The organism is Streptomyces sp. NPDC043876 (genome assembly GCF_056435825.1).
The window spans coordinates 1035802-1061460 of the sequence record NZ_JBWKDV010000001.1; the positions used below are offsets into that span (position 1 = coordinate 1035802).

General features: G+C 72.0%; 26 protein-coding genes and 1 rRNA gene. 15 read left to right on the forward strand and 12 right to left on the reverse strand.

Annotation, left to right across the window (positions count from 1 at the left end):
• Nucleotides 1-679 precede the first annotated feature (679 nt).
• The 4 genes from pstS (at nt 680) to pstB (ending at nt 4829) form a co-directional block, all read left to right on the forward strand.
• Nucleotides 680-1822 carry a phosphate ABC transporter substrate-binding protein PstS gene (pstS, locus tag AC0693_RS05050; protein WP_469318050.1) on the forward strand — a complete coding sequence of 381 codons (1143 nt, stop codon included), beginning with the start codon at nt 680-682 and terminating at the stop codon, nt 1820-1822.
• 129 nt (nt 1823-1951) lie between these two features.
• Nucleotides 1952-2941, forward strand: a complete 990-nt coding sequence (gene pstC / locus AC0693_RS05055) for a phosphate ABC transporter permease subunit PstC (protein ID WP_356413314.1) — start codon at nt 1952-1954, stop codon at nt 2939-2941.
• Nucleotides 2941-4023 carry a phosphate ABC transporter permease PstA gene (gene pstA / locus AC0693_RS05060; protein WP_356413316.1) on the forward strand — a complete coding sequence of 361 codons (1083 nt, stop codon included), beginning with the start codon at nt 2941-2943 and terminating at the stop codon, nt 4021-4023. The genes pstC and pstA overlap by 1 nt, the downstream gene beginning before the upstream one ends.
• Nucleotides 4024-4052: 29 nt before the next feature.
• On the forward strand, nt 4053-4829 hold the full coding sequence (gene pstB / locus AC0693_RS05065) for a phosphate ABC transporter ATP-binding protein PstB (protein WP_356413318.1): 777 nt from the start codon (nt 4053-4055) through the stop codon (nt 4827-4829).
• A 118-nt stretch (nt 4830-4947) separates the two neighbouring features.
• Here the strand turns inward: pstB and AC0693_RS05070 are convergent, their stop codons facing one another.
• Entirely contained in the window at nt 4948-5946 is a 999-nt protein-coding gene (locus AC0693_RS05070; protein ID WP_356413320.1) for an inorganic phosphate transporter, read from the reverse strand.
• Between the two features lie 5 nt (nt 5947-5951).
• Nucleotides 5952-6572 carry a DUF47 domain-containing protein gene (locus AC0693_RS05075; protein WP_330331691.1) on the reverse strand — a complete coding sequence of 207 codons (621 nt, stop codon included), beginning with the start codon at nt 6570-6572 and terminating at the stop codon, nt 5952-5954.
• Nucleotides 6573-6788: 216 nt separating this feature from the next.
• Here AC0693_RS05075 and AC0693_RS05080 point away from each other — a divergent pair, with 216 nt between their 5' ends.
• Nucleotides 6789-7133: a metal-sensitive transcriptional regulator gene (locus AC0693_RS05080; RefSeq protein ID WP_356413322.1), complete on the forward strand. Its 345-nt coding sequence runs from the start codon at nt 6789-6791 to the stop codon at nt 7131-7133.
• 15 nt (nt 7134-7148) lie between these two features.
• Here the strand turns inward: AC0693_RS05080 and AC0693_RS05085 are convergent, their stop codons facing one another.
• Together AC0693_RS05085 and AC0693_RS05090 are read right to left on the reverse strand one after the other, a co-directional pair.
• Complete coding sequence (locus tag AC0693_RS05085) at nt 7149-7304, reverse strand: hypothetical protein (protein WP_356413354.1); 156 nt, start codon at nt 7302-7304, stop codon at nt 7149-7151.
• A 147-nt stretch (nt 7305-7451) separates the two neighbouring features.
• Nucleotides 7452-8276: an SCO4651 family lipoprotein gene (locus AC0693_RS05090; RefSeq protein ID WP_469318051.1), complete on the reverse strand. Its 825-nt coding sequence runs from the start codon at nt 8274-8276 to the stop codon at nt 7452-7454.
• 132 nt (nt 8277-8408) lie between these two features.
• Here AC0693_RS05090 and AC0693_RS05095 point away from each other — a divergent pair, with 132 nt between their 5' ends.
• The 3 genes from AC0693_RS05095 to AC0693_RS05105 all read left to right on the forward strand — a co-directional run bounded on the left by AC0693_RS05095 (nt 8409) and on the right by AC0693_RS05105 (nt 9330).
• A complete protein-coding gene (locus AC0693_RS05095) occupies nt 8409-8582 on the forward strand; it encodes a hypothetical protein (protein ID WP_356413326.1) in 174 nt (57 codons plus the stop codon).
• A gap of 314 nt (nt 8583-8896) precedes the next feature.
• Nucleotides 8897-9202 (forward strand): hypothetical protein, encoded by a 306-nt coding sequence (locus tag AC0693_RS05100; protein ID WP_478800976.1) that lies wholly within the window; start codon nt 8897-8899, stop codon nt 9200-9202.
• Entirely contained in the window at nt 9199-9330 is a 132-nt protein-coding gene (locus tag AC0693_RS05105; protein ID WP_478800977.1) for a hypothetical protein, read from the forward strand. Before AC0693_RS05100 ends, AC0693_RS05105 begins: the two co-directional genes overlap by 4 nt.
• Before the next feature lie 66 nt (nt 9331-9396).
• On the opposite strand, the gene AC0693_RS05110 is transcribed toward AC0693_RS05105, so the two are convergent.
• From AC0693_RS05110 to AC0693_RS05125, 4 genes are all read right to left on the reverse strand, one after another.
• Complete coding sequence (locus AC0693_RS05110) at nt 9397-10101, reverse strand: phosphatase PAP2 family protein (protein WP_356413329.1); 705 nt, start codon at nt 10099-10101, stop codon at nt 9397-9399.
• Nucleotides 10102-10366: 265 nt separating this feature from the next.
• Nucleotides 10367-11377 carry a C40 family peptidase gene (locus AC0693_RS05115; protein WP_469318075.1) on the reverse strand — a complete coding sequence of 337 codons (1011 nt, stop codon included), beginning with the start codon at nt 11375-11377 and terminating at the stop codon, nt 10367-10369.
• A gap of 85 nt (nt 11378-11462) precedes the next feature.
• Complete coding sequence (locus AC0693_RS05120; RefSeq protein ID WP_478800978.1) at nt 11463-13292, reverse strand: serine/threonine-protein kinase; 1830 nt, start codon at nt 13290-13292, stop codon at nt 11463-11465.
• Nucleotides 13293-13313: 21 nt separating this feature from the next.
• Nucleotides 13314-14180 (reverse strand): thioesterase family protein, encoded by an 867-nt coding sequence (locus AC0693_RS05125; RefSeq protein WP_469332665.1) that lies wholly within the window; start codon nt 14178-14180, stop codon nt 13314-13316.
• Nucleotides 14181-14356: 176 nt separating this feature from the next.
• On the opposite strand from AC0693_RS05125, the gene AC0693_RS05130 reads away from it, so the two are divergent.
• Entirely contained in the window at nt 14357-15154 is a 798-nt protein-coding gene (locus AC0693_RS05130) for a pentapeptide repeat-containing protein (RefSeq protein WP_356413352.1), read from the forward strand.
• Between the two features lie 122 nt (nt 15155-15276).
• On the opposite strand, the gene AC0693_RS05135 is transcribed toward AC0693_RS05130, so the two are convergent.
• Entirely contained in the window at nt 15277-16428 is a 1152-nt protein-coding gene (locus tag AC0693_RS05135) for an alpha/beta fold hydrolase (RefSeq protein WP_478740514.1), read from the reverse strand.
• A gap of 120 nt (nt 16429-16548) precedes the next feature.
• Nucleotides 16549-17235 (reverse strand): hypothetical protein, encoded by a 687-nt coding sequence (locus AC0693_RS05140; RefSeq protein ID WP_356413336.1) that lies wholly within the window; start codon nt 17233-17235, stop codon nt 16549-16551.
• Nucleotides 17236-17648: 413 nt separating this feature from the next.
• Here AC0693_RS05140 and AC0693_RS05145 point away from each other — a divergent pair, with 413 nt between their 5' ends.
• The 6 genes from AC0693_RS05145 (at nt 17649) to AC0693_RS05170 (ending at nt 24729) form a co-directional block, all read left to right on the forward strand.
• Nucleotides 17649-17957 carry a hypothetical protein gene (locus tag AC0693_RS05145; RefSeq protein ID WP_008742356.1) on the forward strand — a complete coding sequence of 103 codons (309 nt, stop codon included), beginning with the start codon at nt 17649-17651 and terminating at the stop codon, nt 17955-17957.
• Nucleotides 17958-18050: 93 nt separating this feature from the next.
• Nucleotides 18051-18890, forward strand: a complete 840-nt coding sequence (locus AC0693_RS05150) for a DUF8175 domain-containg protein (RefSeq protein ID WP_356413338.1) — start codon at nt 18051-18053, stop codon at nt 18888-18890.
• Nucleotides 18891-18900: 10 nt separating this feature from the next.
• Nucleotides 18901-20202, forward strand: coding sequence for a hypothetical protein (locus tag AC0693_RS05155; protein ID WP_478800979.1), 1302 nt, complete (start codon nt 18901-18903; stop codon nt 20200-20202).
• Nucleotides 20199-21761 (forward strand): SCO6880 family protein, encoded by a 1563-nt coding sequence (locus tag AC0693_RS05160; protein ID WP_469318060.1) that lies wholly within the window; start codon nt 20199-20201, stop codon nt 21759-21761. The genes AC0693_RS05155 and AC0693_RS05160 overlap by 4 nt, the downstream gene beginning before the upstream one ends.
• A 19-nt stretch (nt 21762-21780) precedes the next feature.
• Nucleotides 21781-23205, forward strand: a complete 1425-nt coding sequence (locus AC0693_RS05165) for an ATP-binding protein (RefSeq protein ID WP_356413344.1) — start codon at nt 21781-21783, stop codon at nt 23203-23205.
• Nucleotides 23206-23208: 3 nt separating this feature from the next.
• Nucleotides 23209-24729: a P-loop NTPase family protein gene (locus tag AC0693_RS05170; RefSeq protein ID WP_478800980.1), complete on the forward strand. Its 1521-nt coding sequence runs from the start codon at nt 23209-23211 to the stop codon at nt 24727-24729.
• 6 nt (nt 24730-24735) lie between these two features.
• Here the strand turns inward: AC0693_RS05170 and AC0693_RS05175 are convergent, their stop codons facing one another.
• Together AC0693_RS05175 and rrf are read right to left on the reverse strand one after the other, a co-directional pair.
• Nucleotides 24736-25299, reverse strand: a complete 564-nt coding sequence (locus AC0693_RS05175; protein ID WP_469318062.1) for a GNAT family N-acetyltransferase — start codon at nt 25297-25299, stop codon at nt 24736-24738.
• A 105-nt stretch (nt 25300-25404) separates the two neighbouring features.
• Nucleotides 25405-25521: ribosomal RNA gene (rrf, locus tag AC0693_RS05180) — 5S ribosomal RNA — on the reverse strand.
• Nucleotides 25522-25659 lie beyond the last annotated feature (138 nt).

Genomic DNA, 25659 nt, shown 5'->3' on the forward strand with positions numbered 1-25659 from the left:
GGCGTTTGAGGCGCCCCCGGAGCCAGTCCCAGCCGCGCCGGACCCCAGCCCATCCCAGCCCCGCCGGACCGCGGGACCCGAAATCAGCCCCGCCGGCGTTTGAGGCGCCCCCGGAGGGCACACAAGCAGCAGCGCCCCACCGGCGGCACGCACCACGGCGAGCGGTCCTCCGAGTCCGGGTGCAGCCCTCCCGCCCTCCGGGGGCGCCTCAAACGCCGGCGAGGCTGGAATGCAGGCGAGGCTGGAATGCCCGGCGAACCGGCCGCGCCCGCGAGCCCGGGTAAGGCGGGAAATGCCCGCGCCAAGCGGCGGCAGCCACACCCGCGGCACCCGCCCGGGAGCAGCGGTTTCCGGCCACCCCCGGCCACGGGCCCCGCACCCCCGCCCCCGAAACCGTCACGGCACAATAACGGCAAGGTAACGGCCCGATACCCCCCGCCCCCGACACCACCCCCCACCCCATGCCGTCCGCCACGGTTCACCGTCCGTTCACCCACCCCCGTCGGCCGCTTCACCTGATCTGCCTAATTTCGGAACCACACGGTGCGGACCGCGGCCCGAAGGACCCGGGGACAACCCCAGGCCCAGCGGCCCAGCGCCCCGCACCACCCCGCAGTCCTCTTCGCACGCCGCCCCGACACAGAAAGCGGCCGGCGGCTTCTGGAAGGAACACCCGAAAGTGAAGCTTCAGCGCAACAACCGGCTCCGTGCCTCCGTGCTCGGTGCGCTCGTCGTGTCCGGTGCCCTGGTCCTCACGGCGTGCGGCTCGGACGACAACACCACCAAGGACAACGGCTCCGGTGCGGCGAAGCCCTCCGCCGCCGCCCCCGGCGACGTCAAGTGCGACGACGCCAAGGGCCAGCTCCTCGCTTCCGGCTCCTCCGCCCAGAAGAACGCGGTCGACCTGTGGGTGAAGAACTACATGGCCGCCTGCTCCGGCGTCGAGGTCAACTACAAGTCGATCTCCTCCGGTGAGGGCATCGTCGCCTTCAACCAGGGCACCGTCGGTTTCGCCGGCTCGGACTCGCCGCTGAAGCCCGCCCAGGTCGAGGACTCCAAGAAGGTCTGCACCGGCGGCCAGGGCATCAACCTGCCCATGGTCGGCGGCCCGATCGCCATCGGCTTCAACGTCGCCGGCGTCGACAAGCTCACCCTGGACGCCCCCACCATCGCCGCGATCTTCAACGACAAGATCAAGAAGTGGGACGACGAGGCGATCAAGAAGCTGAACCCGGGCGTCACGCTTCCCTCCACCGCCATCCAGGCCTTCCACCGCTCCGACGACTCGGGCACCACCGAGAACTTCACCAAGTACCTGAAGACCGCCGCGCCCGACGCCTGGAGCTACGAGCCCGCCAAGAAGTGGGCCGCCCCCGGCGGCCAGGCCGCGGGCAGCTCCTCCGACGTCGCCGCCCAGGTGAAGGCCGCCGACGGCGCGATCGGCTACTTCGAGCTCTCCTACGCCAGCTCGCAGAGCATCAAGACCGTCGACGTGAACACGGGCGCCGCGGCCCCGGTCAAGGCCACCGGTGAGAACGCCTCCAAGGCCATCGCCGCCGCCAAGGTCGTCGGCACCGGCGCCGACCTGTCGCTGAAGCTCGACTACGCGACCAAGGCCGAGGGTGCCTACCCGATCGTCCTGGTCACCTACGAGATCGTCTGCGACAAGGGCAACAAGCCCGCGACGCTGAAGACCGTGCAGTCCTTCCTGAACTACACCGCCTCCGACGCGGGCCAGAAGCTGCTCACGGACAACGGCTACGCCCCGATCCCGGCCGAGATCAACACCAAGGTCCGCGAAGTCATCAAGTCGCTCGCCTGATGCCGCGCCCCGCGGCGCCGGCCTCCCCCCGTCCGGGGCGGCCGGCGCCGCGGGGCCCCTCCCCTCCACCCAGGGGAATCCGGTGCACCGCCGCCAGGGGGCCCGCCCCCCACACAGACCGGAAAGACCATGGCTTCCACCACACCCGTCCAGCACGAACCGGCTCCGCCGGTCACGAGGAGCGCGAGGTCCACCGGCCGCGCCGGTGACAAGATCTTCGCGGGGCTCTCCCAGGGCTCCGGCATCCTGCTCCTGGTGATCATGGCGTCGATAGCCGCCTTCCTCACCTACCGCGCGTCGATCGCCCTGTCGGACAACGAGGGCAACTTCCTCACCACCTTCGACTGGGACCCCTCGGCCACGCCCCCCGTCTTCGGCATCGCCGTCCTGCTCTTCGGCACCGTCGTCAGCTCGGTCATCGCGATGGCCATCGCGGTCCCGATCGCCGTCGGCATCGCCCTCTTCATCTCGCACTACGCGCCGCGCAAGCTGGCCGGGCCGCTCGCCTACGTGGTCGACCTGCTGGCCGCCGTGCCGTCGATCATCTACGGCATCTGGGGCGCCCTCGTCCTGGTCCCCTACCTCGGCGGACTGAACCTCTGGCTCGACGAGTACTTCGGCTGGACGTACGTCTTCGAGAAGACCCAGGTCGGCGTCGCCCGCTCGATCTTCACCGTCGGCATCCTGCTCGCGATCATGATCCTGCCGATCGTGACCAGCGTCAGCCGCGAGGTCTTCCTCCAGGTCCCGCGCATGAACGAGGAGGCCGCCCTGGCCCTCGGCGCGACCCGCTGGGAGGTCATCCGGATGTCCGTGCTGCCCTTCGGCCGCTCCGGCATCATCTCCGCCTCGATGCTGGGCCTCGGCCGCGCGCTCGGCGAGACCATGGCCGTGGCGACCGTACTGTCCCCGAGCTTCCTCATCTCCGGGCACCTGCTGAACCCCGGCGGCGGAACGTTCGCACAGAACATCGCCGCGAAGTTCGGCGAGGCCAACGAGTTCGGCCGGGACGCGCTGATCGCCTCCGGACTCGTGCTCTTCCTCCTGACCCTGCTGGTCAACGGCGCGGCCCGGCTGATCATCGCCCGCCGCAAGGACTTCTCGGGGGCGAACGCCTGATGAGCCACGTACTCCAGGACCAGCGCCCCGCCCGGGCCGCCAAGTCCGCCGCCCCCGCCGGCCTCACCCGCGGTGGTCTGCCCCGCTGGGCCCCGGCCGGCATCGCGCTCCTCTCGGTCGTCCTCGGCTGCGCCGCCGGCGCCGTCTTCGGGCTCACCAGCAAGACCCAGTGGGGCCTGCTCGCGGCCCTGCTGTTCGTGGTGATCACGTACACCGCCAGCGCGATCGTCGAGAACCGCCGCCAGGCCAAGGACCGCATCGCGACCTCCGTCGTCTGGGTCTGCTTCGTCCTCGCCGTCGTCCCGCTGGTCTCCCTGCTGTGGACGACGATCGCCCGCGGCATGAAGGCCCTCGACGCGGACTTCCTGAACCACTCGATGAACGGCGTGACCAGCTTCGAGCAGGGCGGCGGCGTCTACCACGCACTGCTCGGCACCATGGAGCAGGTCGGCCTGGCCACCGCGATCTCGGCCCCCGTCGGCCTGCTGACCGCGGTCTACCTGGTCGAGTACGGCCGCGGCCCGCTCGCCAAGATCGTGACCTTCTTCGTCGACGTCATGACCGGCATCCCCTCCATCGTCGCGGGCCTGTTCATCCTGACGACCTGGAACCTGATGCTCGGCTTCGGCCCCTCCGGCTTCGCCGGTTCGATGGCCCTGTCGATCCTGATGATGCCGGTCGTGGTCCGCTCCACCGAGGAGATGCTCAAGCTCGTCCCGAACGAGCTGCGCGAAGCCGCCCTGGCCCTCGGCGTGCCGAAGTGGCGCATGATCCTCAAGGTGGTCCTCCCCACCGCCATCGGCGGCATCTCCACCGGTGTCATGCTGGCCGTGGCCCGCATCGCCGGCGAGACCGCCCCGATCATGCTGCTGGTCTTCGGTTCGCAGCTGATCAACGGCAACCCCTTCGAAGGCGCCCAGTCCTCGCTCCCCCTCTACATCTGGGAGCAGTACAAGGTCGGCAGTGAAGCCTCCTACGACCGGGCCTGGGCCGCTGCCCTCGTCCTGATCGCCTTCGTCATGATCCTCAATCTGGTGGCCCGCGGCATCGCCCGCTGGAAGGCCCCGAAGACCGGTCGCTGACGCGACTCATGAAAGCGAAGTGACCCCTCATGGCCAAGCGCATCGATGTCAGCGGCCTCTCCGCCTTCTACGGCGGTCACAAGGCCATCGACGACATCTCCATGACCGTCGAGCCCCGCTCCGTGACGGCCTTCATCGGCCCCTCCGGCTGCGGCAAGTCCACCTTCCTGCGCACCCTGAACCGCATGCACGAGGTCACCCCCGGCGGCCGCGTCGAGGGCAAGGTGCTGCTGGACGACGAGAACCTGTACGGCCCCGGCGTCGACCCGGTCGCGGTCCGCCGCACGGTCGGCATGGTCTTCCAGCGCCCGAACCCCTTCCCCACCATGTCGATCTTCGACAACGTGGCGGCCGGCCTGCGGCTCAACGGCAGCTTCAAGAAGTCCGAGCTGAACGAGATCGTCGAGAAGTCCCTCCAGGGCGCCAACCTCTGGAACGAGGTCAAGGACCGCCTGAACAAGCCCGGCTCCGGCCTCTCCGGCGGCCAGCAGCAGCGCCTGTGCATCGCCCGCGCCATCGCGGTCGAGCCCGAGGTCCTGCTGATGGACGAGCCCTGCTCGGCCCTCGACCCGATCTCCACCCTCGCCATCGAGGACCTGGTCGGCGAGCTGAAGGAGCGCTTCACGATCGTCATCGTGACGCACAACATGCAGCAGGCGGCCCGCGTCTCGGACCGCACCGCGTTCTTCAACCTCTCGGCGGTCGGCCAGCCCGGCAAGCTCGTCGAGATCGACGACACGGACCGGATCTTCTCCAACCCGTCCGTCCAGGCCACCGAGGACTACATCTCGGGCCGCTTCGGCTGAGCCGCAGGCCCCTGGATGTCACTGCGTCCTGCGGTGCTGCATGGCGGTGCCACCGCACGGCGAAAGGGCTGGCTCCCCCTGGGTGGGGGGAGCCGGCCCGTTTTCGTACGCGCGCGTGCTAGCCGACGGCCAGGTTCACGAGGAAGAAGCTGACCGCGGCGACCAGCGCCGCGGCCGGCATGGTGATGAACCAGCCCAGGATGATGTTCTTGGCGACGCCCCAGCGGACCGCGTTGACCCGCTTGGTCGCGCCCACGCCCATGATCGCCGAGGTGATCACGTGGGTGGTGGAGATCGGCGCCTGGTACAGGTACGACGCGGTGTACATGATCGACGCGCCCGTCGTCTCCGCCGCGAAGCCCTGCGGCGGGTCGAGCTCGATGATCTTGCGGCCCAGGGTGCGCATGATGCGCCAGCCACCGGCGTACGTACCGAGCGAGAGCATCACCGCACAGGCGATCTTGACCCAGACCGGGATCGGGTCACCGTCGCTCTGGACATCGGCGATCACCAGGGCCATCACCACGATGCCCATCGTCTTCTGCGCGTCCTGAAGACCGTGGCCGAGGGCCATGGCGGCCGCCGAGACGGTCTGGGCGATCCGGAAACCGCGTTTGGCCTTGTGCGGGTTGGACCTGCGGAACATCCACATGATCGCGACCATCACCAGGTAGCCCACGACCAGGCCGACGACCGGCGAGAGGAACATCGGGATGACGACCTTCTCCAGCACCCCGTGCCAGATGACGCCGATCCCGCCCGCCAGCGCCGCGCCCACCATGCCGCCGAACAGCGCGTGCGAGGAGGACGAGGGCAGGCCGAAGTACCAGGTGACCAGGTTCCAGACGATCGCGCCGACCAGCGCGGAGAAGAGGATCCACATCCCCTTGTCGCCGTGCGGGGTCTCGATGAGCCCCTTGCTGACCGTCTTGGCGACCCCGCTGCCGAGGAACGCACCGGCGAGGTTCATCACCGCGGCCATCGCCAGCGCGGCGCGCGGCGTCAGCGCCCGGGTCGAGACCGAGGTCGCGATCGCGTTCGCGGAGTCGTGGAAACCGTTCGTATACGTGAAGCCGAGCGCGACACCGATGGTCACGATCAGCGCAAAGGTGTCCACGAGGTTCAGGACTCCTTGACCGCGATGGTCTCCACCGTGTTCGCGACGTGCTCGAACGCGTCGGCGGCCTCTTCGAGCACGTCGACGATCTGCTTGAGCTTGAGCACCTCCATGGCGTCGTACTTGCCGTTGAAGAGGTGGGCGAGCAGCTTGCGGTGGATCTGGTCGGCCTGGTTCTCCAGCCGGTTGACCTCGATCCAGTACTCGGTGAGGTTCTCCATCGTCCGCAGGTGGGGCATGGCCTCGGCGGTCAGCTCGGCCGCCCGCGCCAGGACCTCGATCTGCTGCTCGACGCCCTTGGGAAGCTCCTCGACCTGGTAGAGGACGACCAGGTCGACCGCCTCTTCCATGAAGTCCATGATGTCGTCGAGGCAGGACGCGAGGTTGTAGATGTCCTCGCGGTCGAACGGCGTGATGAAGGAGGAGTTCAACTGGTGGAAGATCGCGTGGGTGGCATCGTCCCCCGCGTGTTCGGCCGCCCGCATCCGCTCCGCGATCTCGGCCCGCGCGGACGAATCCGCCCCGAGCAGTTCCATCAGGAGCTTCGAGCCCGTGACGATGTTGTCCGCGGAGGCGGCGAACATGTCGTAGAAGCTCGTCTCCCTGGGGGTCAGACGAAATCGCACGTGAGGTCCTCGGGGTGCATTGGATTCGGTCAGGCTGATGCTAGGCGCATCCTCCAGCCACGGCTAACCGGCGGTTCCCCAGTGTGCTCCATCAGGCAGAGTGAGGCGCGACGGACCCCTGCCACCGCGCGCGGCGGCCGGTATCCTATACCCATGAGGGGTATGCCGACAGGTGCGCAGACACCGGCAGCCCCACCACGGACCACGGGAGGACGCATGACGACCACCGAGGCAGCGGCGGCCGGCCCCGCGCGGGGCGACGCCCCCGACGCCGGCCCCGTGCACGGCTACCACCACCAGAAGGACGAGCACCTCAAGCGCCTGCGCCGGATCGAGGGCCAGATCCGCGGCCTGCAACGGCTCGTCGACGAGGACGTCTACTGCATCGACATACTCACCCAGGTCTCGGCCAGCACGAAGGCCCTCCAGTCCTTCGCGCTCCAGCTGCTCGAAGAGCACCTGCGCCACTGCGTCGCCGACGCGGCCGTCAAGGGCGGCACCGAGATCGACGCCAAGGTGGAGGAAGCGACGAAGGCCATCGCCCGCCTGCTGCGGACCTGACACCGCCGCCCGGACCTACGGGCAGCAGATCGCGCCGAGCACCTCGTCGATCCGGTCCTGGCTGAGCCGCTCCTCGGCGGCGGCGGACGCCGCGATGATCAGCTCACCGCACAGCTCGATCTCGGCGAGCGCCACGAGGTCCTGCACCGTCGTACCGCCTGCGGGAGTCACGCGCGTCACCTCTGTCTGCCGTCACCGGGCATCGGACTGCTCCGCTCTCAGCGTAGGGAGCGCGACTCGCTGCGCGCATGACACGGATGGACCATTTCCGGATACCCGCCCATGACCCGATCGCGCGGTGCGTCTCCCCCGCACCGGCTAGTCGGCGATCTTCCCGGCGAAAATGTCCCCGCTTGCGGGGAGAACGACCGTCACCGGCGTCCCGAAGCCGTAGAGCAGCGTGGTCGAGGAGACATCGATCACGCCATTGTTGACGTAGCTGAAGCGGTGCCGGACCTTGCGCAGCCGCCCCTCGTGGTCCAGGTACGCGTCGAACGGAACGGCGTCGTTGCTGAACCCTTTCGCCGCCGCCTCCAGCGCCTTGCGCACGTCCGGCGACGCGCTCCGCGCGGCCCGCCCGATGTCGGTGGTGCCCCGGTAGTGCCGCACCTTCGTCCCCGACAGGTCCGTCTCGCCGACGTACGTGACCCCCTGCGCCCCGCGCAGCAGCTCGGCGGCGACGATCGGATCGGTGGCCCCGCCGGTGACGAGGTTCCCGTCCGCGAGGGTCGTCGTATCGACCCGGACCCACTTGTCGACGGGCACGCCCGCGCCCCGGTTCTTCATGTACAGCGCGCCGGGCGTGAGCAGCTCGGTGATCGGGCGGTGGCCCGGCTTGCCGGTGACGTCGACCGGGAGCATCACCAGCAGCTGGCCCATCCGCTGCGCGAAATCGACCCCGCCCTCGCCCCGGATCGTGACCCGGGTGCCGCCGGTGGCCATCTCCATCGCCGTCCGGACCTGGGCGCTGCCGCTGCGGGCCAGTACGTCGGCGGCGCCGCGCACGGCCGCCGCCGGATCGCCGGGTGGTCGCGCGTCGGCCGCGGCGGAAGCCCCTTCCGGGCCGCCGCACCCGGCGAGCGTCACCACGGCCACCACGGCCGCGGCCGCCGCCCCGCGCCGCCTGTGCTGGTGCACCACCATCGCCTGCCAACCCCCAACGCATGACCGCTGCTTGCCCGAGGCCCCCACCCGCTCCGCTTAACGAGATCCCGGGCCCCCCGTCACGGCCCCGGCCCCTCCCGCACCGGCACCCGGCCCGGGTACCGTGGTCCCGTGGACCCGCACCCCTTGGCGCCCCCGGCCCCGCGCACCCCCGCGGAGCACACCATCACCACATCCGAACGCGGCTCGTTCTGCCTGGCCGCATGCACCTGCGGCTGGCGCGGCCCCGCCCGCCGCTCCCGCGACCTGGCCCGCAAGGACGCCACCGCCCACCTGAAGACATAGCCCCCCGCCCCGAGCCAAATTCAGCCCCGCCGGCGTTTGAGGCGCGGGGTCCGGGGCGGAGCCCCGAATCACGAACCCGCACCCACCCAGACACGGCGCCGAATCCAGCCCGCGCGGGGCCAAATGCAGCCCCGCCAAGCCAAATCCAGCCCCGCCGGCGCTTGAGGCGCGGGGCCCAAGGCCCGGGGCGGAGCCCAAGGGCACCCCCACCCCACCCGCCACCCCCACCGCGTCCCCCGTTCGGACGCCCCCACTGGCCGACCGGCCCGCAACCGGATGCCCTGGAGGGAAACCCCCTCCAGAGCGGAGCCCCCGTGCGCGGAAGCCCCCCGGTCAGACGACCCCGCGGCCGTACGATCCCCCGCGCCCTGGCCCTGACCTGGGCGGCGGCCCTCCTGCTCGCCTCGGCCCCCACCCCGGCCCACGCGAAGCCCACCGGCACGGCGGACGGCCCCGGCGACGTGGCCCTGGCCATCGGAACGACCTCCACGGCGGCCGCGGCCACCGCCCTGTGGCTCCGCTCACGCCACCGCCGCAGAAACGCGGAAGCCGAAGCCCCCGGGGCCACCGAGGACACGCCCGACCCGGCCCCCCGGATCCAAGACGGCGGCACCCCGTGACCCGCTCACGCCCCCGACCCCGCCCCCGCACGCGCCCCGCCGCGGTCCGCCTCTGCTTCGCCGGGGCGGCCCTGTGCCTGCTCTCGGCGGTCCTGCTCACGCTCTGGGACTCGTACGCCCCGGGCTGACCCCACGCACCCCGCCGAGCACGCACACACACCGGCCCACAGGCCCGTACCCCGGACAGCCCGTACTCAGGCCGCCAGATCACTCTCGCGCGGCCCACCCGGAGGCGTCTGCGCGTGCGGCAGGTCCAGCGGCCGCGGCACGCCGTACCCCTTCGCGCGGACGATCCAGCCGACGCGCGCCGACCCGGCCACCGCCCGCACCACGGGCCCGAGCAGCGCCATCGCCAGCGGCGCGAGCAGCAGGACCACCGCCGTGCCGAGCGCGAAGCCGCCGATGACGTCGGTGGGGTAGTGGACGCCCATGTACACGCGGCAGAAGCCCTCGGCCAGGGCGAGCCCGATGCCGGCCAGCCCGAGCCGGCGGTGGGCGATGAAGACCCCGACGGCAAGCGCCATCGTCAGGGTGGCGTGATCGCTGACGAAGGAGAAGTCGCCCTTGCCGGAGACGAGCACCTCCAGCCCCTCGTGCTGGCGGAACGGCCGCGGCCGGCCGACGAATTCACGCAGCGGCACGTTCACGAGCAGCGCGATCCCGGCCGCGAGCGGCGCCCACACCAGCGCGGTGAACGCCTCGGCCGCGCCCGGCCCGTCCTGCCTGCGGGCCCCGCGCCAGCACCACAGCACGAGCAGCACCATGGCGATCGGCAGCCCGTACTCGCCGACGAGACCGACGAGCCGGTCGACCGGCTCGGGGGCCCGCCGGGCCAGGCCGTTGATGTCGTAGAGCAGGCTGACATCCACATTCGGCCCACCGGTCGTGAGTCCAGCCATGGCGATGCGGCCCCTTGCGTCGGTTTCCCTGAGAACGCCGGACGCACCCCTGCGCGCGCCCCGCGACCCCCCGCGGTCAACCCCCCGTGTCCATGGAACGCCCGTTCTGGCGGCTACGTTCCACTCTCCACCGAATGATCACTCCAACGTTACCCAAGAGTGACTCGTCGTCGCAGCTCAGGGCCTTGGCCTCACGCAGCGTCAACAGAGCGGCGACCGGGCCCCACCACTCCCACTTGTCGAATCCCGCACATCAGCCCCCGCCTCACGAGGTCTTCGCGCCCCCGTCCCGCACCGGCAGCGCCGCCGCTCCGTCCCTGGTGACGCGGGTCGCGCCGAAGTAGTCCGGACTGTCGATCTTGTCGAAGCGGATCACGGCCCCGGTGTACGGCGCGTTGATCATGTACCCACCGCCGACGTACAGCCCGACGTGGTGGATCTCCCGCGAGTTCGTCAGGTCGTTGGAGAAGAAGACCAGGTCACCGGGGAGCAGTTCCGCGCGAGAGGGGTGCGGACCCGCGTTGTACTGGTCGTTCGCCACGCGCGGCAGATCGATCCCCACCGTCTTGTACGCCGCCACCGTCAGCCCCGAGCAGTCGAACCGCCCGTCCTGGTCCGGCGTGCCGTTGCCGCCCCACAGGTACGGCGTGCCCAGCTGCTTCTGCGCGAAGTAGATGGCCCCGGCTGCCTGTTGCGAGGGCGCCACCCGCCCCACCGGCTTCGCGAAGCTCAGCGCCAGGGTCGTGATCGTCTTCACGTACCCCTGCGTCTCCTTGTACGGCGGCACGCCCTGGTACTTGATGACCGCGTACGCCCCCGCGTTGTAGGCGGCCAGCATGTTCGACGCCGGGTCGCCCGGCACCCCCGCCACGTCCTTCGCCAGCTCGCAGTCGTACGAAGCCGCCGACGGAATGGCGTCGTTGGGGTCCCAGATGTCCCGGTCCCCGTCGCCGTCCCCGTCGACCCCGTGCCCCGCCCAGGTCCCCGGGATGAACTGCGCGATCCCCCGCGCGTCCGCCGGGCTGACCGCCTGCGGGTTCCAGCCGCTCTCGGAGTACAGCTGGGCGGCCAGCAGCGGCGGACTGATCGCCGCACACAGGTTCCCCCACTTCTGCACCAGCTCCTGGTACTTCGCCGGCACGGCGCCCGGCGCGAGCCCGACCCCCCGGCCGCCCGCGCCCCCGAGCCCGCCCAGTCCCGCGGCCGCGGAGTACGTCCCCACGACGAGCAGCATGACGAAGGTCAGGCACACCCCGACCCCGATCCCGCCCACCATCCAGAATCTGCGCACCCGTCAACCCTCCCCCATGCAGGTCCCCTCCAGGGGCGGTTTCCGTCTGTTTCCCCCGTGTCGCGGGCCGTTATCCCACCCGGAAGCCCGAACAGGCGATACGCGCGTACTTCTTCGGGTCATCCTTGACGTGGTAGAAGACCACCGTCCAGTCCCCCCGGTCCGATCCCAGCGCCGGGGCCCCGGTTCCCTTGCCGTCCCGGTAGGTGCGGAACTGCGCCGGATAGCTCAGGTCCAGGTACTCACCGGAGTCCCAGGTTCCGTAGAGGTCCACGGGCACGCTCGTCGCCCCGAGCCCGCCGGCCGCCACCTGCCCGGGCGGTTTGACGGCCACCGACACGTAGTAGGGAGCCGGGCGGGGGCCCCGGTCCGGGTCGCCCGCGCCCTTGGCCCGCATCTTCACCGTCATGGTCGTGCCGGGCACGCCGTCGGTGTTCGTGGAGACCGTGGAACTCTCCATTCCGCTACCCGGAGCCGACTCCTCGCCCACCAGCTCGTTGCACATCCCGCTGCCGTACTGCGCCATCGCCGGGTCCTTGTCGAGCGACCAGCGCTCCCGCGAGGTCCGGCTCTGCTCGATGTGACCGGCCGGCGGACCGCCCTTGCCCGGAGCCGCGGCGCCCGTCCGGCTCCCGGACGGCGGCGCACTGCCCGTCGCGCCCCCGCCGCCCGCCGCCCCCGCCGCGCCGGAACCGCCGGACCCGCCCCCGCCGTCCGGGGAGAACTGCCAGGAGGCCACCGACCCCGCCACCACCAGCGCGAGCGCGACGCCCACCCGGACCCCGGCCCGCCCGCCGCGCCGGGGGGACGCGGGAGCGACGTACTCCGCGGTGTCCTTCTCCGGCAGCACCCGGATCCGTACGGGCTCCACCGCGCCCGGGACGGCGTCGGGCGCCGCGGGGGCCGGGCCCGGGAGCGGGCCCGTTCCCGCGCCCGGCACCTCCTCGCGCTCCGCGGCCGGTACCGCGTCCCGTCCCCCGCCCGGGACGTCGTCCCGTACCGCGCCCGGGACCGCCTCCGGCACCTGCTCCCGTACCGCGCCCGGGATCTCGTCGCGCAGGGCCGACAGCCGCGCGTACACCGGGTCGTCCACCACCGCCCGCGCCACCCCGCACCGCCGGATCACCTCCACCGGGGCCGGCCGCGCCGCCGGGTCCTTGGCCACGCACGCCTCGATCAGCGCCGCGAGCCGCGGCTCCACCCCGGCCGTGTCCACCGGCTCGTGCACCGTCCGGTACCAGACGCCCGCCGCCTCCCCGGACCCGAACGGAGGCCGCCCCGTCGCCGCGTACGCCAGCGTCGCGCCCAGGGCGAAGACGTCGGCCGCCGCCCCGCCCGGCGCGCCCAGCAGCACCTCGGGCGCCGTGAACCCCGGCGTCCCCGGCGCCTGCCCCTCCTGCGTCAGCACGGTCACCCCGACCCCGCGCGCTATCCCGAAGTCGATCAGCTGCGGGCCCTGCGCCCCCAGGATCACGTTCTGCGGCTTCACGTCCCGGTGCGTCACCCCCTGCGCGTGCACCTCGGCCAGCCCCTCCGCCAGCGCCGCCCCCAGCGCCCGGCAGGTGTCCGCGGGCAACGGGCCCCCGCCGCCCACCGCGTGCGCGAGGGTGGGCCCGGCGACGTACTCGGTCGCCAGCCAGTACGGGGCCCCGTCCAGCGAGGCGTCGATCAGCCGCGCGGTGTACGCGGAGCGCACCTCCCGCACGGTGCTCGCCTCGCGCCGGAAGCGGGCCAGGGCCTGCGGGTGGCCGAGTATCTCCTCCCGGACCACCTTCACGGCGACCAGGCGCCCGCCGGGCGAGCGCCCCAGGTACACCTGCCCCATCCCCCCGGCGCCCAGCCGGGCCACCAGCACGTGCACCCCGATCCGCGTCGGATCGGTCTCCCTCAGCGCGTCCATGCGCGAGAGCCTGTCACAGCGTCAGCGCGCAGCGACGTACAGGCTCTGCGCACCGCGCCCGATGGGCCCGTCCTCGTCGTGCAGGCGCGCGTCGGCGAGCCCGATCCCGGCCGCGTCCACACTGGTCCGCGCCTCCACGCACACCCACTCGCCCACCGGATGGCGGTGCAGGTGGACCGTCAGATCCCCGTTCACGAACACGTACTTGGCGAAGTCCATGACCGCGCTGATGCCGTTGCCGGAATCGGCCGCGACCAGCACCCGGTCCAGCGGCCGGACCTCCTCCCCGGCGATCAGCGGAACCCGCATCCGCATCCAGCAGGTCCCCGGTCCGGGCTCCACGAAGGTGCCCTCGGTGAAGCGGGTCTCCATCGCCGTGTGGTAGCCGGTCGCCCACGGCACCGGGAAGAACGGCGTGCGCCCCACCGCGCCGGGCGGCGGCACGGCCGGTCCCGGCGCCACCGCCGGCACGGACTCCCCGGCCACCCGGATCCGCAGCGCCCGGGCGAACATCACCGGCGCGGCCCCGGCGGGCGCGAGCGCCGCCTCGACCACCTCGGTGCCGCGCCCGGCCCGCAGGACCGAGGTGGTGACCTCCAGGGGCCCGATCGGGACCGGCCGCAGGATCTCGTACGTGATGCGCGCGATCCGCATGTCCTCGCGGGCCCCGGGGCGCTCCTCGACGGCCCGCCCGAGCAGCGCTGCGGGCGGTCCCGCGTGCTGCGAGCGCCGGTCCCACGGGCCGCGCGTGAAGGCGGAGGCCAGGAACCGGCCCTCGCCGGTCCGCTCGTAGAAGCCCTCGACCGCGGCGGCGTCGTCGGCCCCCTCGATTCCGGCGGCACGGGTGTCCGCTGCGGCGCGTGCGTGACGGTCGTCGGCGTCGTCCATGCCGCGCACGCTACCGAGAGGTAACCCGCGGGCACCAGCCCCCGCCGGGGACGGAGGACAATGGAGCCGTGTCCCGTTCTCACCCCGCTCCCGATCCCGCGCCCGGCCCCGGCACCACCGGCCCGGCCGAAGCCGCCGGCCCTGCGAGCCCCACCGGCCCCGGCACCGGTCCGGCGCTGCCCGTGCTCCAGGCCGACTGCGCGAACTGCTTCGCCCTGTGCTGCGTCGCCCTGCCCTTCGCCCGGTCCACCGATTTCGCCGTGAACAAACCCGCCGGCACCCCGTGCACCAACCTCCGGCAGGACTTCCGCTGCGGCATCCACACGAAACTGCGCGACAAGGGCTTCCCGGGCTGCACCGTCTTCGACTGCTTCGGCGCGGGCCAGCAGGTCTCCCAGGTCACCTTCGAAGGCCGCGACTGGCGCGCCCACCCCGGCACCTCGCGCCGGATGTTCGAGGTCTTCCCGGTGATGCGCCAGCTCCACGAGCTGCTCTTCTACCTCGCCGAAGCCCTCACCCTCCCGGCCGCCCGCCCGGTCCACGCCGACCTGCGGCGCGCTCTGGCCGAGACCGAGGAGCTGACCCGCGCCGACGCCGCGACCCTGGCCGCCACCGACGTCGGCGCCCGCCGCGCCGCCGTGAACACCCTGCTGCTCAAGACCAGCGACCTGGTACGGGCCACCGTGCCCGGCCGCAAGAAGAACCACCGGGGCGCGGACCTGATGGGCGCCCGCCTCTCCGGCGCGAACCTGCGCGGCGCCACCCTGCGCGGCGCCTACCTGATCGCCGCCGACCTCAGCCGCGCCGACCTGCGCACCGCCGACCTGATCGGCGCGGACCTGCGCGACGCGAACCTCGGCGGAGCCGACCTCACCGGCGCCATCTTCCTCACCCAGGCCCAGCTGAACGCGGCCCGCGGCGACGCCGCCACCCGCATCCCGCCCACCCTGACCCGCCCGCCCCACTGGTCCTGAGCCACCCCGCGGCCCGCACCCCCGGTCCGGCCCGCACCCCCGGTCCGGCCCGCACCCCCGTGCCGGGCCGGACCCCGGGGCCCGCCCCCGGAACGACGGGACCGGGACCGGGAGCGGGCGGGTCACAGCCGCGCGAGGAACTCCCGTACCGCCACGGTGAAGCCCTCGGGGTCCTCGGTGTGCACCCCGTGCCCGGCGGGCAGCTCGACCAGCCGCACCCCGGGCCGCCGGGCGGCCATCTCCCGCGCGTGGCCCGCCGACAGCACCGTGCTGCGGTCCCCCCGCACCAGCAGCGTCGGCTGCCGCACCGCCAGCCAGTCCGCCCAGTGGTCCCCCTGTATCGCCTCGCCGGACGCCAAGATGTCCTGCGCCTCGAAGGCCAGGCCCCACCCGTCCTCGTACTCCCGCACCGAGTCCGTCAGGAAGTCCGCCGCGCGCCCCAGCGCCGCCAGCAGCTCCTCGCGGCCGCGCGCCCGGCGCGGCCAGTCGAGCACGAAGGACAGGTCGTCCTCCACGACCGCCCCGACGTCCTCGATCACCAGCGCCCGCACCAGATCCGGCCGCCGCGCGGCCAGCTGGTAGGCGTTCACCCCGCCCAGCGAATGCCCCAGCACCACCGCGGGGCCCGCCATCAGGTGGTCCAGTACGGCCGCGGCGTCCGCCACGTAACCCTCCCGGGAGTACTCGGGCGCCCGGTCCGAATCCCCGTGCCCGCGCTGGTCCAGCGCGATGACCCGCCACCGCGGCGCCAGCTCCCGGGCCAGGCGCGCGAAGGTCCGCCCCTCCATGAAGTGCGCGTGCAGCGCGAGCAGTGGCTCCCCCGGGCCGCCGAAGTCCGTGTACCGCAGCTGCCGGCCGGCCACCTCCACCACCCCCGGCAGCGGCCCCAGCTTGTCCATCACCCGCTGCCGCAGCAGCTGGTACTCCGCCCACCGCCGGGTCCGCCGGTCCGTCGGGCGCCGCACGACCCGCCCCGGCGTCACCGTCTCCCCGCGCCGGAACTGCTCCCGGGTCAGATCGATCCGCAGGCCCCCGGCCAGCCGGTTCCAGCAGTGGTAGCCCTCCTGGCGGCCGTCGAGGAAGACCTCGCCCACCATCAGGTCCCCGCCCGCTATGTCCTGGACGACCAGCGCCGTGATGTCACAGTGCCCCCAGGCCGGATTGTCGGCCGACCAGGGAATGCGCGTGATGTCCGAGGGGCAGGCCAGATCGGCCGACCAGCCGGCCCGGACGGCCGCCTCGATGTCCGCGAGGGTCCAAGGTGTCGTCGTCATGCCCCCAGGCTGCCGCACCCCACTGACAATCGGCCCCGCCGCCCCCGCCGCCCCCGCCGGCCCCGCGCACCGGCTCGTGCTTCCGGCCGCGGCGCCGACGACGGGCGGGGGGAGGGGACGTCAGGGCTTGACCAGCGCCGTCCAGCCGGACGGGCAGGTGAGGGTCCCCATCGGCGTGTAGGTGCAGGAGTTCTCGTACACGGCGCCCGTGGTGGTCAGCACCTTCAGGTAGACGCTGTTGGGGTTCTCGGTCTCGACGGACACGCTGCACGCGTTCTGCGGGTGTCCCGGGTTGAGCGGACCGGTCAGGTCGCGCCAGTAGTACGCGCCCACGGTCGGCGCCATCTTCCGCACCCCGATGAACGTGCGCCCGCGGACCAGGGCGGCACTGAACTCCAGGTTGCTCACGCCCTTCGCCGTGTCCACATCGGTGCAGTTCCCGGCCGGACCGGCCGGACCGCGGTCTCCCTTGGGTCCCCGGTCACCCTTGGGCCCCCTGGGCCCCGCCGAGCCGCGCGGCCCCGTGCAGCCGGACCCGTACCCGGCGGGCGCGGCCTTCGTCACCGCAGCGCCCTTCCCGGCCTTCGCGCCCTTCGCACCCTTCGCGGTCTTGGCACCCTTGGCGGCCTTCACCGCCGCGGCGTCCATGCGCGCGTCCGCGTGGCACTTGCCCCCCGGAGCGGGCGAGGTCACGTCCTGCACGGCGGCCACCGCCGGACCCGAGATCCCCGCGAACGCGAGCGCCAGCGGCAGTACGAGCCCAGCGGCCCGCCTCGTGCGGCGACCAGCCTGAGATACGGAACCCATCCGTTTGCTCCTTGCGTCGTCTCTCATCGTGGAACGTTGCGCGCTCCGGCCGGAAGCAGGTGGAGCATGACCCGCGTCCCGACGTGACGACGGTCCGACATTCCGTCAGTCTGTTCATATGTCAGCGGGTTGGGCCAACGACACGCGGCCCCACTGCGCCGAACGGCGGCCACCCGAGCAGACCCGCACCTCGCCTCGCGTACGCCGGGACGACAATCATTGCCCGGGGTCACCCCCCGTGATACACAGAGTGACCAGGTCAGCGGACGGGGGAGGGGCCCGAACCGGGAGATCGGGTAAAGAGAGCCGTCAAGTCGACATACGACGGCGATTTCATCAGCGAAGATAGGACGTGCCCCCTGCCATCGGGCACGGGGACAAGCGGAACTACCCATACAGGGGCGGTGAGTTACATGATCCTGGCAGCCGAAAAGGGCGACATCACCACCATCATCGGCGGAATCGCCCCGAACTGGGGCCCGTTCGGCAGTCTCGGCAACGAAGCGAAGGTCATGATCGAGGTGGTCATGGCCGTGGCGATCCTGCTCTGCCTGGGCATCGCGATCTGGGGCGCGGCCAAGCAGCGCATCGGCGCGACCGCCCTGCGCGACACCTTCAGCGCCGAGCAGGGCAAGGGCCTGATCGTGGCCGGGCTGACGGGAGTGTTCATCATCGGCTCCCTCGGCACCCTGTTCACCATCGTCTACGGAATGGCCGTCTAGCCACGCCGCCGGCTCCCGACCGATGACGACTCACCACACCGCGTCCGCGCGGCCACCAGCACCGTCGTACGACGCCGAGGGGGCGGACAGGGAATGAGCCACGACGACCAGTACGGCGGCACGGGCACGGGCCACGGCGAAGTCGGCGGCACCGGCCAGACCCGCACCCGCCTCCCGGACTCCCCCTCGGACCCCTACCCGGGCCCCCGCCGCGGCCCCCGCCCCTCCCGCGGCCTGATCACGGTCGTCGGCGTGGTGGTCCTCCTGATCGCCGCCATCGCGTTCGCGAACCAGAACCAGCCCCCGACCTCCCCCCAGTCCTCCCCCAAACCCCCCACCACCACCGCCACGGCCCCCACGGGCACCGCGCCGGTGGACGGCAAGAACGGGACGATCCCGCGCGGCTTCGCCCACGACGAACAGGGCGCCCAGTCGGCGGCGGCCAACTTCGCGGTGGCCTTGAGTTCGGACGGGATGTTCGACCCTGTGCGCCGCAAGGCCATCGTCGAGGCCGTGTATCCGCCCGACGCGGCCGCTGCCCGCCAAGCCGAGCTCGACCGTGTCTACTCGGGCCAGGAATTCCTCACGCGCATCGGACTAGACCCCGCCGGAAAGGCCCCCAAGGGATTGACGTTCGTCTCCCGCACCAGCCCGGTGGGAACCAAGGTCGAGAAGTTCGAGACCGACAGCGCGACCGTGTCGGTCTGGTACTCGTCCCTCTTCGGTCTGGCCGGTGAGGGTTCCACCAACCCCGTCTCGGAGAGCTGGTACACGAACACCTTCGAGCTCAGGTGGGTCAACGGGGACTGGAAGGTTTCCACCTTCACGCAGAAGGACGGCCCGGCACCGGTGGGCCGCGACCAGAACGCCGCCACCGCGGAGGAGATGGCCAAGGCCGTGTCGCAGTTCGGAGGTTTCACCTATGCGCGCTAGCCGCCGCCTCATGGCGATCTCCTCCGCGGTCGCGGGCCTGCAGGCCGCGGCGATGCTGCTGGCCGCGCGCGTGGCCGCCGCCCCCGCGCCGACACCCACACCGACCCCGACGCCGTCCGCGAGCAACAACCCCTGTGACCTGATCCGGGGACCCGCCAAGGAATTCTGCGAACGAGGCGACGGCGCATCCGGCGGAGCCCCCCGCGGCCTCTCCCCCACCGACCCCGCAGACGCCCTGAACCCCCTCGCCTCCCTCTCCAAGGGCTGCGCCGACGCCGCCGCCTGGATCGTCGGCAAGCTCAGCCACGCCGTCAACGGCACCGCGAACGTCGACTTCACCAACGCGGCCTTCCTCAAGCAGTACGCCGTCGTCTTCGCCGCCTCCACCATCCTCACCCTCGTCCTGTGGCTCTTCGCCGTCGCCAAGCGAGCCATCCGCGGCGTCCCCTTCACCACCGCCATGTCCGAAGCCATCGGCTTCCTCTGGCTCACCGTCCTCGCCTCCGCCTTCACCCCCCTGATCCTCTACACCGTCGTCTCCGCCACCGACGGCGTCACCCAGGTCATCGCCACCGCGACCGGCGGTCAGAGCGACGTCTTCTTCGGCTCCTTCGCCGAAGCCCTCAAGAAGGGTGACGACATCGGCGGCGGCCCGATCATGCTGATCGTCGTCGCTCTCGTCACCGTCCTCGCCGCGGGCGTGCTCTGCCTCGAACTCGTCATCCGGGCCGCCCTGCTCTACGTCGGCGCCCTCCTCGGCGTCGTCGTCTACGCCGGGCTCGTCGACCGGAACCTGTGGGGCCACGTCCGCCGCTGGGCGGGCATCATGATCGCCGTCATCCTCGTGAAGCCGGTCATCGTCATCGTCCTCGGCCTCGCCGGAGCCCTCGCCGGCGAAAAGGGGCCGAACGCCTTCTCCGCGGTCGTCTCCGGCCTCGCCATCATCCTCCTGGCGATCTTCGCGTCCGCGATGATCTACCGTTTCGTTCCCGGCTTCGGCGACGAGATCGCCTCCGCCCGCACCAACCGCAGCAAGGCCACCGACGGCGCCCAGGCGGCCGCCGTCATCAGCTCCCCGGCCTCGCTCGTCTCCCAGGGCATCAAAACGCACAGCAGCCGCGGCTCCCACCGCGCCGGCGACGGCGGAGGGGGCGGCGGCGCCGCCCCCCGCCCCGCCAACCCCCTCTCCGGAGGAGTGGCCGCCCACAGCAGCCGCCCCACCGGCGGATCCGGCGGCGGACCCGCCGCCCCACCGCCCCGCACGAGCACCGGCACGAGCAGCACGAAGAACACAGGAGGTGACGGGCGTTGACGACCCAGTCCCACCAGATCCACCCGGTCGCGCCCCGCCGCACGTATCTCATCGGCCGGGCCCGGCCGAACGCGATCGTCGGCAAGAACCGCGAGACCGGCGAGATCGCGCTGATCATCGCCGGTGCGTTCCTCGGCATGATGAGCGGACTGCTCGTCCCCGGCATCGCCCCGCGCATCGCCATGCTCGCCGGCTTCCCGGTCCTCGCCCTCGCCGCCGTGTACGTCCCCTACAAGGGCCGCACCTTCTACAAGTGGTTCGAGATCAACCGCAGCTTCAAGCGGACCCTGCGGCGCGGCACGACGTACCGCTCGGCCGCCATGGAAGCGGGCGTCCGCGCCTCCGACGGCCGCGAGGTCGAGGTCGGCCCGCCCCCCGGCATCGGCCGGATCAACTGGCTCGCCGCCCCCTTCGGCCCCGACGAGATCGCCGTCCTCCTGCACGCCGACCGCCGCACCGTCACCGCCGCCATCGAGATCGAGGGCCCCGGCGTCGGCCTGCGCGACAGCGAGGACCAGGAAGCCCTCGTCGACCGCTTCGGCACCCTCCTCAAGCACGTCGCCAACGGCGACGGCTTCGTCACCCGCCTCCAGATGCTCGCCCGCACGCTGCCCGCGGACCCCGACGCCCACGCCAAGGACGTCGCCCAGCGCGGCGACACCACCGCCCCCGGCTGGCTCCGCGACTCCTACGACCAGCTCCAGTCGATGGTGTCGACCTCCTCCGAGCAGCACCGCGCGTACCTCGTCGCCTGCATGCACTTCACCCGGGAACTCGCCGCCGAGGCCGTCACCATCGCCCGCGCCGCCACCCCCCACAAGGGCCGCAAGCTCGACCGCGACGCCGGCCTCGCCATCGTCATGGCCCGCGAACTGACCGACATCTGCGCCCGCCTCGCCGAAGCCGACATCCGCGTGCGCCAGCCGCTGGGCCAGGGCCGCCTGTCCTCCCTCGTGCACTCCATGTACGACCCCGACCACCCCATCGACCACATCCAGGCCATGACCAAGCGCAACGCCTGGCCCGCCGAACTCGACGCGATGGAACCCACCTACCTCCAGGCCAAGACCCGCGAGTCCTCCACCCGCGCCCCCTGGTGCCACGCCACCGCGTGGGTGAAGGAGTGGCCGATGACCCCCGTCGGCGTCAACTTCCTCGCCCCCCTCCTCGTCCACACCCCGGACGTCATCCGCACCGTCGCCGTCACCATGGACCTCGAACCCACCGAGGTCGCCATCGAACGGATGCTCACGGAGAAGACCAACGACGAGGCCGACGCCAGCCGCGCCGCCAAGATGAACCGCACGGTCGACCCCCGCGACATCGCCGCCCACGGCCGCCTCGACCAGCGGGGCGAAGACCTCGCCAGCGGCGCCGCCGGAGTCAACCTCGTCGGGTACATCACCGTGTCCTCCAGATCACCCGAGGCCCTCGCCCGGGACAAGCGCACCATCCGCGCCTCGGCCGGCAAGTCCTACCTCAAGCTGGAGTGGTGCGACCGCGAGCACCACCGCGCCTTTGTGAACACACTGCCGTTCGCGACCGGCATCCGACGCTAGCCGGAGGGAAGAAGCCGCCATGCGAGATCCGCTGTCCGCGATGTCGGACGCCTTCACCAGCTTCCTCTTCGGAAAGGTCGAGACGACCCGACTCCCCGTACGCACCTCCACCGGCCAGGCCCAGGCCGTGTACCTGCCCACCGCCGCCCCCGGCCTCGGCGACTCCGGCGTGATCATCGGCCGCGAGGTCTACAGCGGCAAGGGCTACATCTACGACCCCTTCCAGCTGTACGGCCAGCAGCTCCCCGCCCCCCATTGGCTGGTCCTCGGCGAATCCGGCAACGGCAAGTCCGCCCTGGAGAAGACCTACGTCCTGCGCCAGCTCCGCTTCCGCGACCGGCAGGTCGTCGTCCTCGACGCCCAGGGCGAGGACGGCGTCGGTGAGTGGAACCTGATCGCCCAGCAGCTCGGGATAATGCCCATCCGGCTCGACCCGGTGGCCGCGCTCGACGGCGGCATCCGGCTCAACCCGCTCGACCCGGCGATCACCACCACCGGCCAGCTCGCGCTGCTCCGCACGATCATCGAGGTCGCGATGGGGCACGGCCTGGACGAACGCTCCGGCTTCGCCCTCAAGGTCGCGCACGCCTACGTCAACGACACGATCACCGACCGGCAGCCCGTACTGACGGACATCGTCGAGCAACTGCGCCACCCGGAACCCGAATCCGCCCAGGCCATGAACGTCGGCATAGACGACGTGCGCGCCTGGGGCCTGGACGTCGCCCTCGTCCTGGACCGCCTCGTCGACGGCGACCTCCGCGGCATGTTCGACGGACCCACCTCCGTCGGCATCGACCTCGACGCGCCCCTGATCGTCTTCGACCTCTCCCACATCGACCGCAACTCCATCGCCATGCCCATCCTCATGGCCATCGTGGGCGTCTGGCTCGAACACACCTGGATCCGCCCGGACCGCAAGAAGCGCATCTTCCTGGTCGAAGAGGCCTGGCACATCATCAACTCCCCCTTCGTCGCCCAGCTCTTCCAGCGCCTCCTGAAGTTCGGCCGCCGCCTCGGCCTGTCCTTCGTCGCCGTCGTCCACCACCTCTCGGACGTCGTCGACGGCGCGGCCGCGCGCGAAGCCGCCGCCATCCTCAAAATGGCCTCCACCCGCACCATCTACGCCCAGAAGGCCGACGAGGCACGCGCCACCGGCCGCGTCCTCGGCCTGCCGCGCTGGGCCGTCGAGATCATCCCCACCCTCACCCCCGGCATCGCGGTCTGGGACGTCAACGGCAACGTCCAGGTGGTCAAACACCTGATCACCGAGTCCGAACGCCCCCTCGTCTACACAGACCGCGCCATGACGGAATCCTCGGCAGCGCACCAGCTCCCCGACGAGCTGCTCGCGGCCGAACTGGAAGCGGAGGAACGCGCCCTGCTCATGGAACGGCACCGCAACGGCGGCCACGGCCCCGGCTCGGCGACCACGGTGGCCTGAGCCATGGCCGACCCGCGCCGTACGGAACCCCAGCACCCCACCGGACAGCAGCGCGGCGGCATCCCCGACGGGCTGCTGCTCGCCCTGCTCGCCTTCCTCCTCGGCCTGGCCGTCCTGGTGTGGTCCGCCACCGGCCTCGCCGCCTGGATCACCCGCGGCAGCTGGCCCGACACCGTGACCTTCGGCCACACCCCCTCGGCGGTCCGCGCCCTGATAGCGCAACCGCACGACCTGGCGGGCGCCTGGCCGGACACCGATCCGGCCGCCCTCTCGGGCTGGGGCCTGTTCTGGGGCACCTTCATCAGCCAGCTGCTGGTGCTCTTCGTCGCCACCGTCTTCGTGATCGGCGTCATCGCCCGCACCAAGTCCCGCCGCGCCCTGGCCCGCCAGGCCGCGAACCACGAGCCGGCCCCGGCCACGGTCCCGCTCCAGCCCACCCCGCGGTACGCGCCCCCGCCCCCGGAACCCGAACCGGCCCGGCCCGCGCCCGCGCCCACGTCCCCCAAAGACGAGGCCTACCGGTACGGATTCGGCTACCCGCCGACGGCCACCGCACCGCAGCCCGCGCCCGCCGCCCCGGTCGCGGCACCCTCGGCCCCCACCGCCCTGCGGTACGCCGACCCGGCCGCACGCCACCGCGCCGCGGCCGACCGCATCGCCATGGCCGAGGGCGCCGCCCTCATCGTGACCTCCTCGCCCGCCCTGTGGGCCGAGACCAAGGACGCCCGCGCCAAACTCGGACCCGTCCTGCTCTACGACCCCGGCCACCTCTGCGACACCCCGGCCCGCATGCACTGGAACCCTGCCGAGGGCTGCGCCGAGCGCGACACCGCCGCGGCCCGCGCCGTCGCCCTGCTGGCGCCCGTACGCCCCCAGGCCCGCATGGACGCGGCCGTCGCCGATACGGCGGAAACGCTCCTGCGCAGCTGGCTGCACGCCCTCGCCCTCGACAGCCGCCCGTTCAAACAGCTCCACCGCTGGGCCCAGGGCGCCAACGCCCAGGAACCGGTCCGCATCCTGCGCACCCACCCGCACGCGGCCCCCGGCGCGGCCGGCGAACTCGAAAGCGCCCTCACCGCCCACCCCGAACGCCGCGAGCAGGCGCAGCACCTGACGAGCCGTGCCCTGAGCTGCCTGTCTTCCATCAACGTCCGGGAAGCGTGCACTCCGAACCGAACGGATTCCCTCACGTTGGCATCGTTCCTGACCGAAGGGGGCAGCCTGTACGTGGTGGGCGAGCCCCTGGAGGACCCGCGCACCCACCCGGGTGCGATGCCCCTCCTCACCGCACTCACCGCGAGCGTGGTCGAGCACGGCCGCCGCATGGCCGCACGGTCATCCCACGGTCGGCTCGACCCACCACTCGCGCTGATCCTGGACGACATCGCCGCCGTGGCTCCGATCCCGCAGCTCCCCGAGCTGCTGGCCGATCCCACCGGTCTGCCGGTCCTGGCCCTGTGCCGCAGCCGCGAACAGGCCCGCTCCCGCTGGCCCGAAGCCGACCTGCCGCTGCCCGCGCCCTGATTCCGCTCAGGGCCGGGCGAGCAGGTACTCCAGCTCCTCGGCCCCGGAATCCCCGGGCATCGGCACCACGGTCCCGCTCGGCTCGAACCCGAACCGCCGGTAGAACGCCGCGGCCCGCGCGTTGTCCTCGTGCACGAAGAGCCGTACGCGCTCCAGCGCCGGCTCCTCCCGCGCCCAGGCCCAGTCCAGCGCACCCTGGAACAGCGCCTCGGTGAGCCCGGTCCCCCGCTGCTCGGGCCGTACGAACACCCCCACGAGGTGCCCCTGGTCGACCGGGATCTCCTCCCCGAAGATCCCGCGCACCCCGGCGCTTTCGAGCAGCACGGTCACGGACCCCACCCAGCGCCCGTCAGCCGCTTCGGCCACGAACTGCCGGACCGCGCTCCCCTGCGCCCCCCGCTCGGCCCTGTCCTGCCAGAACTCGTCCGGCTGCACCGCGGCTTCGGCCGGCGACTCCAGGAAGGCGATCGGAGCCACCGGGTCGGCGAGCGCGGCCAGCCGCAGCTCCTTGACCTTCCGCCACTCGTCGGCCCTGATCCCACGTATCACGTACTCGCTGGTGTCGTTCATGCCGGAGATCGTAAGCCGACCCCCCACCCCGGCTTCCACCCGTTTTCCGGTCCGGAACGCAGAAAAGCCCCGCACCATAAGGTGCGGGGCTTTCCCACAATAATTGTTCGGCGGCGTCCTACTCTCCCACAGGGTCCCCCCTGCAGTACCATCGGCGCTGAAAGGCTTAGCTTCCGGGTTCGAAATGTAACCGGGCGTTTCCCTAACGCTATGACCACCGAAACACTATGAAGTTAACCAAACCGGATATAGGCACAGTTCGTTACTTCAGAACTAACACAGTGGACGCGAGCAACTGAGGACAAGCCCTCGGCCTATTAGTACCAGTCAGCTCCACCCGTTACCGGGCTTCCACATCTG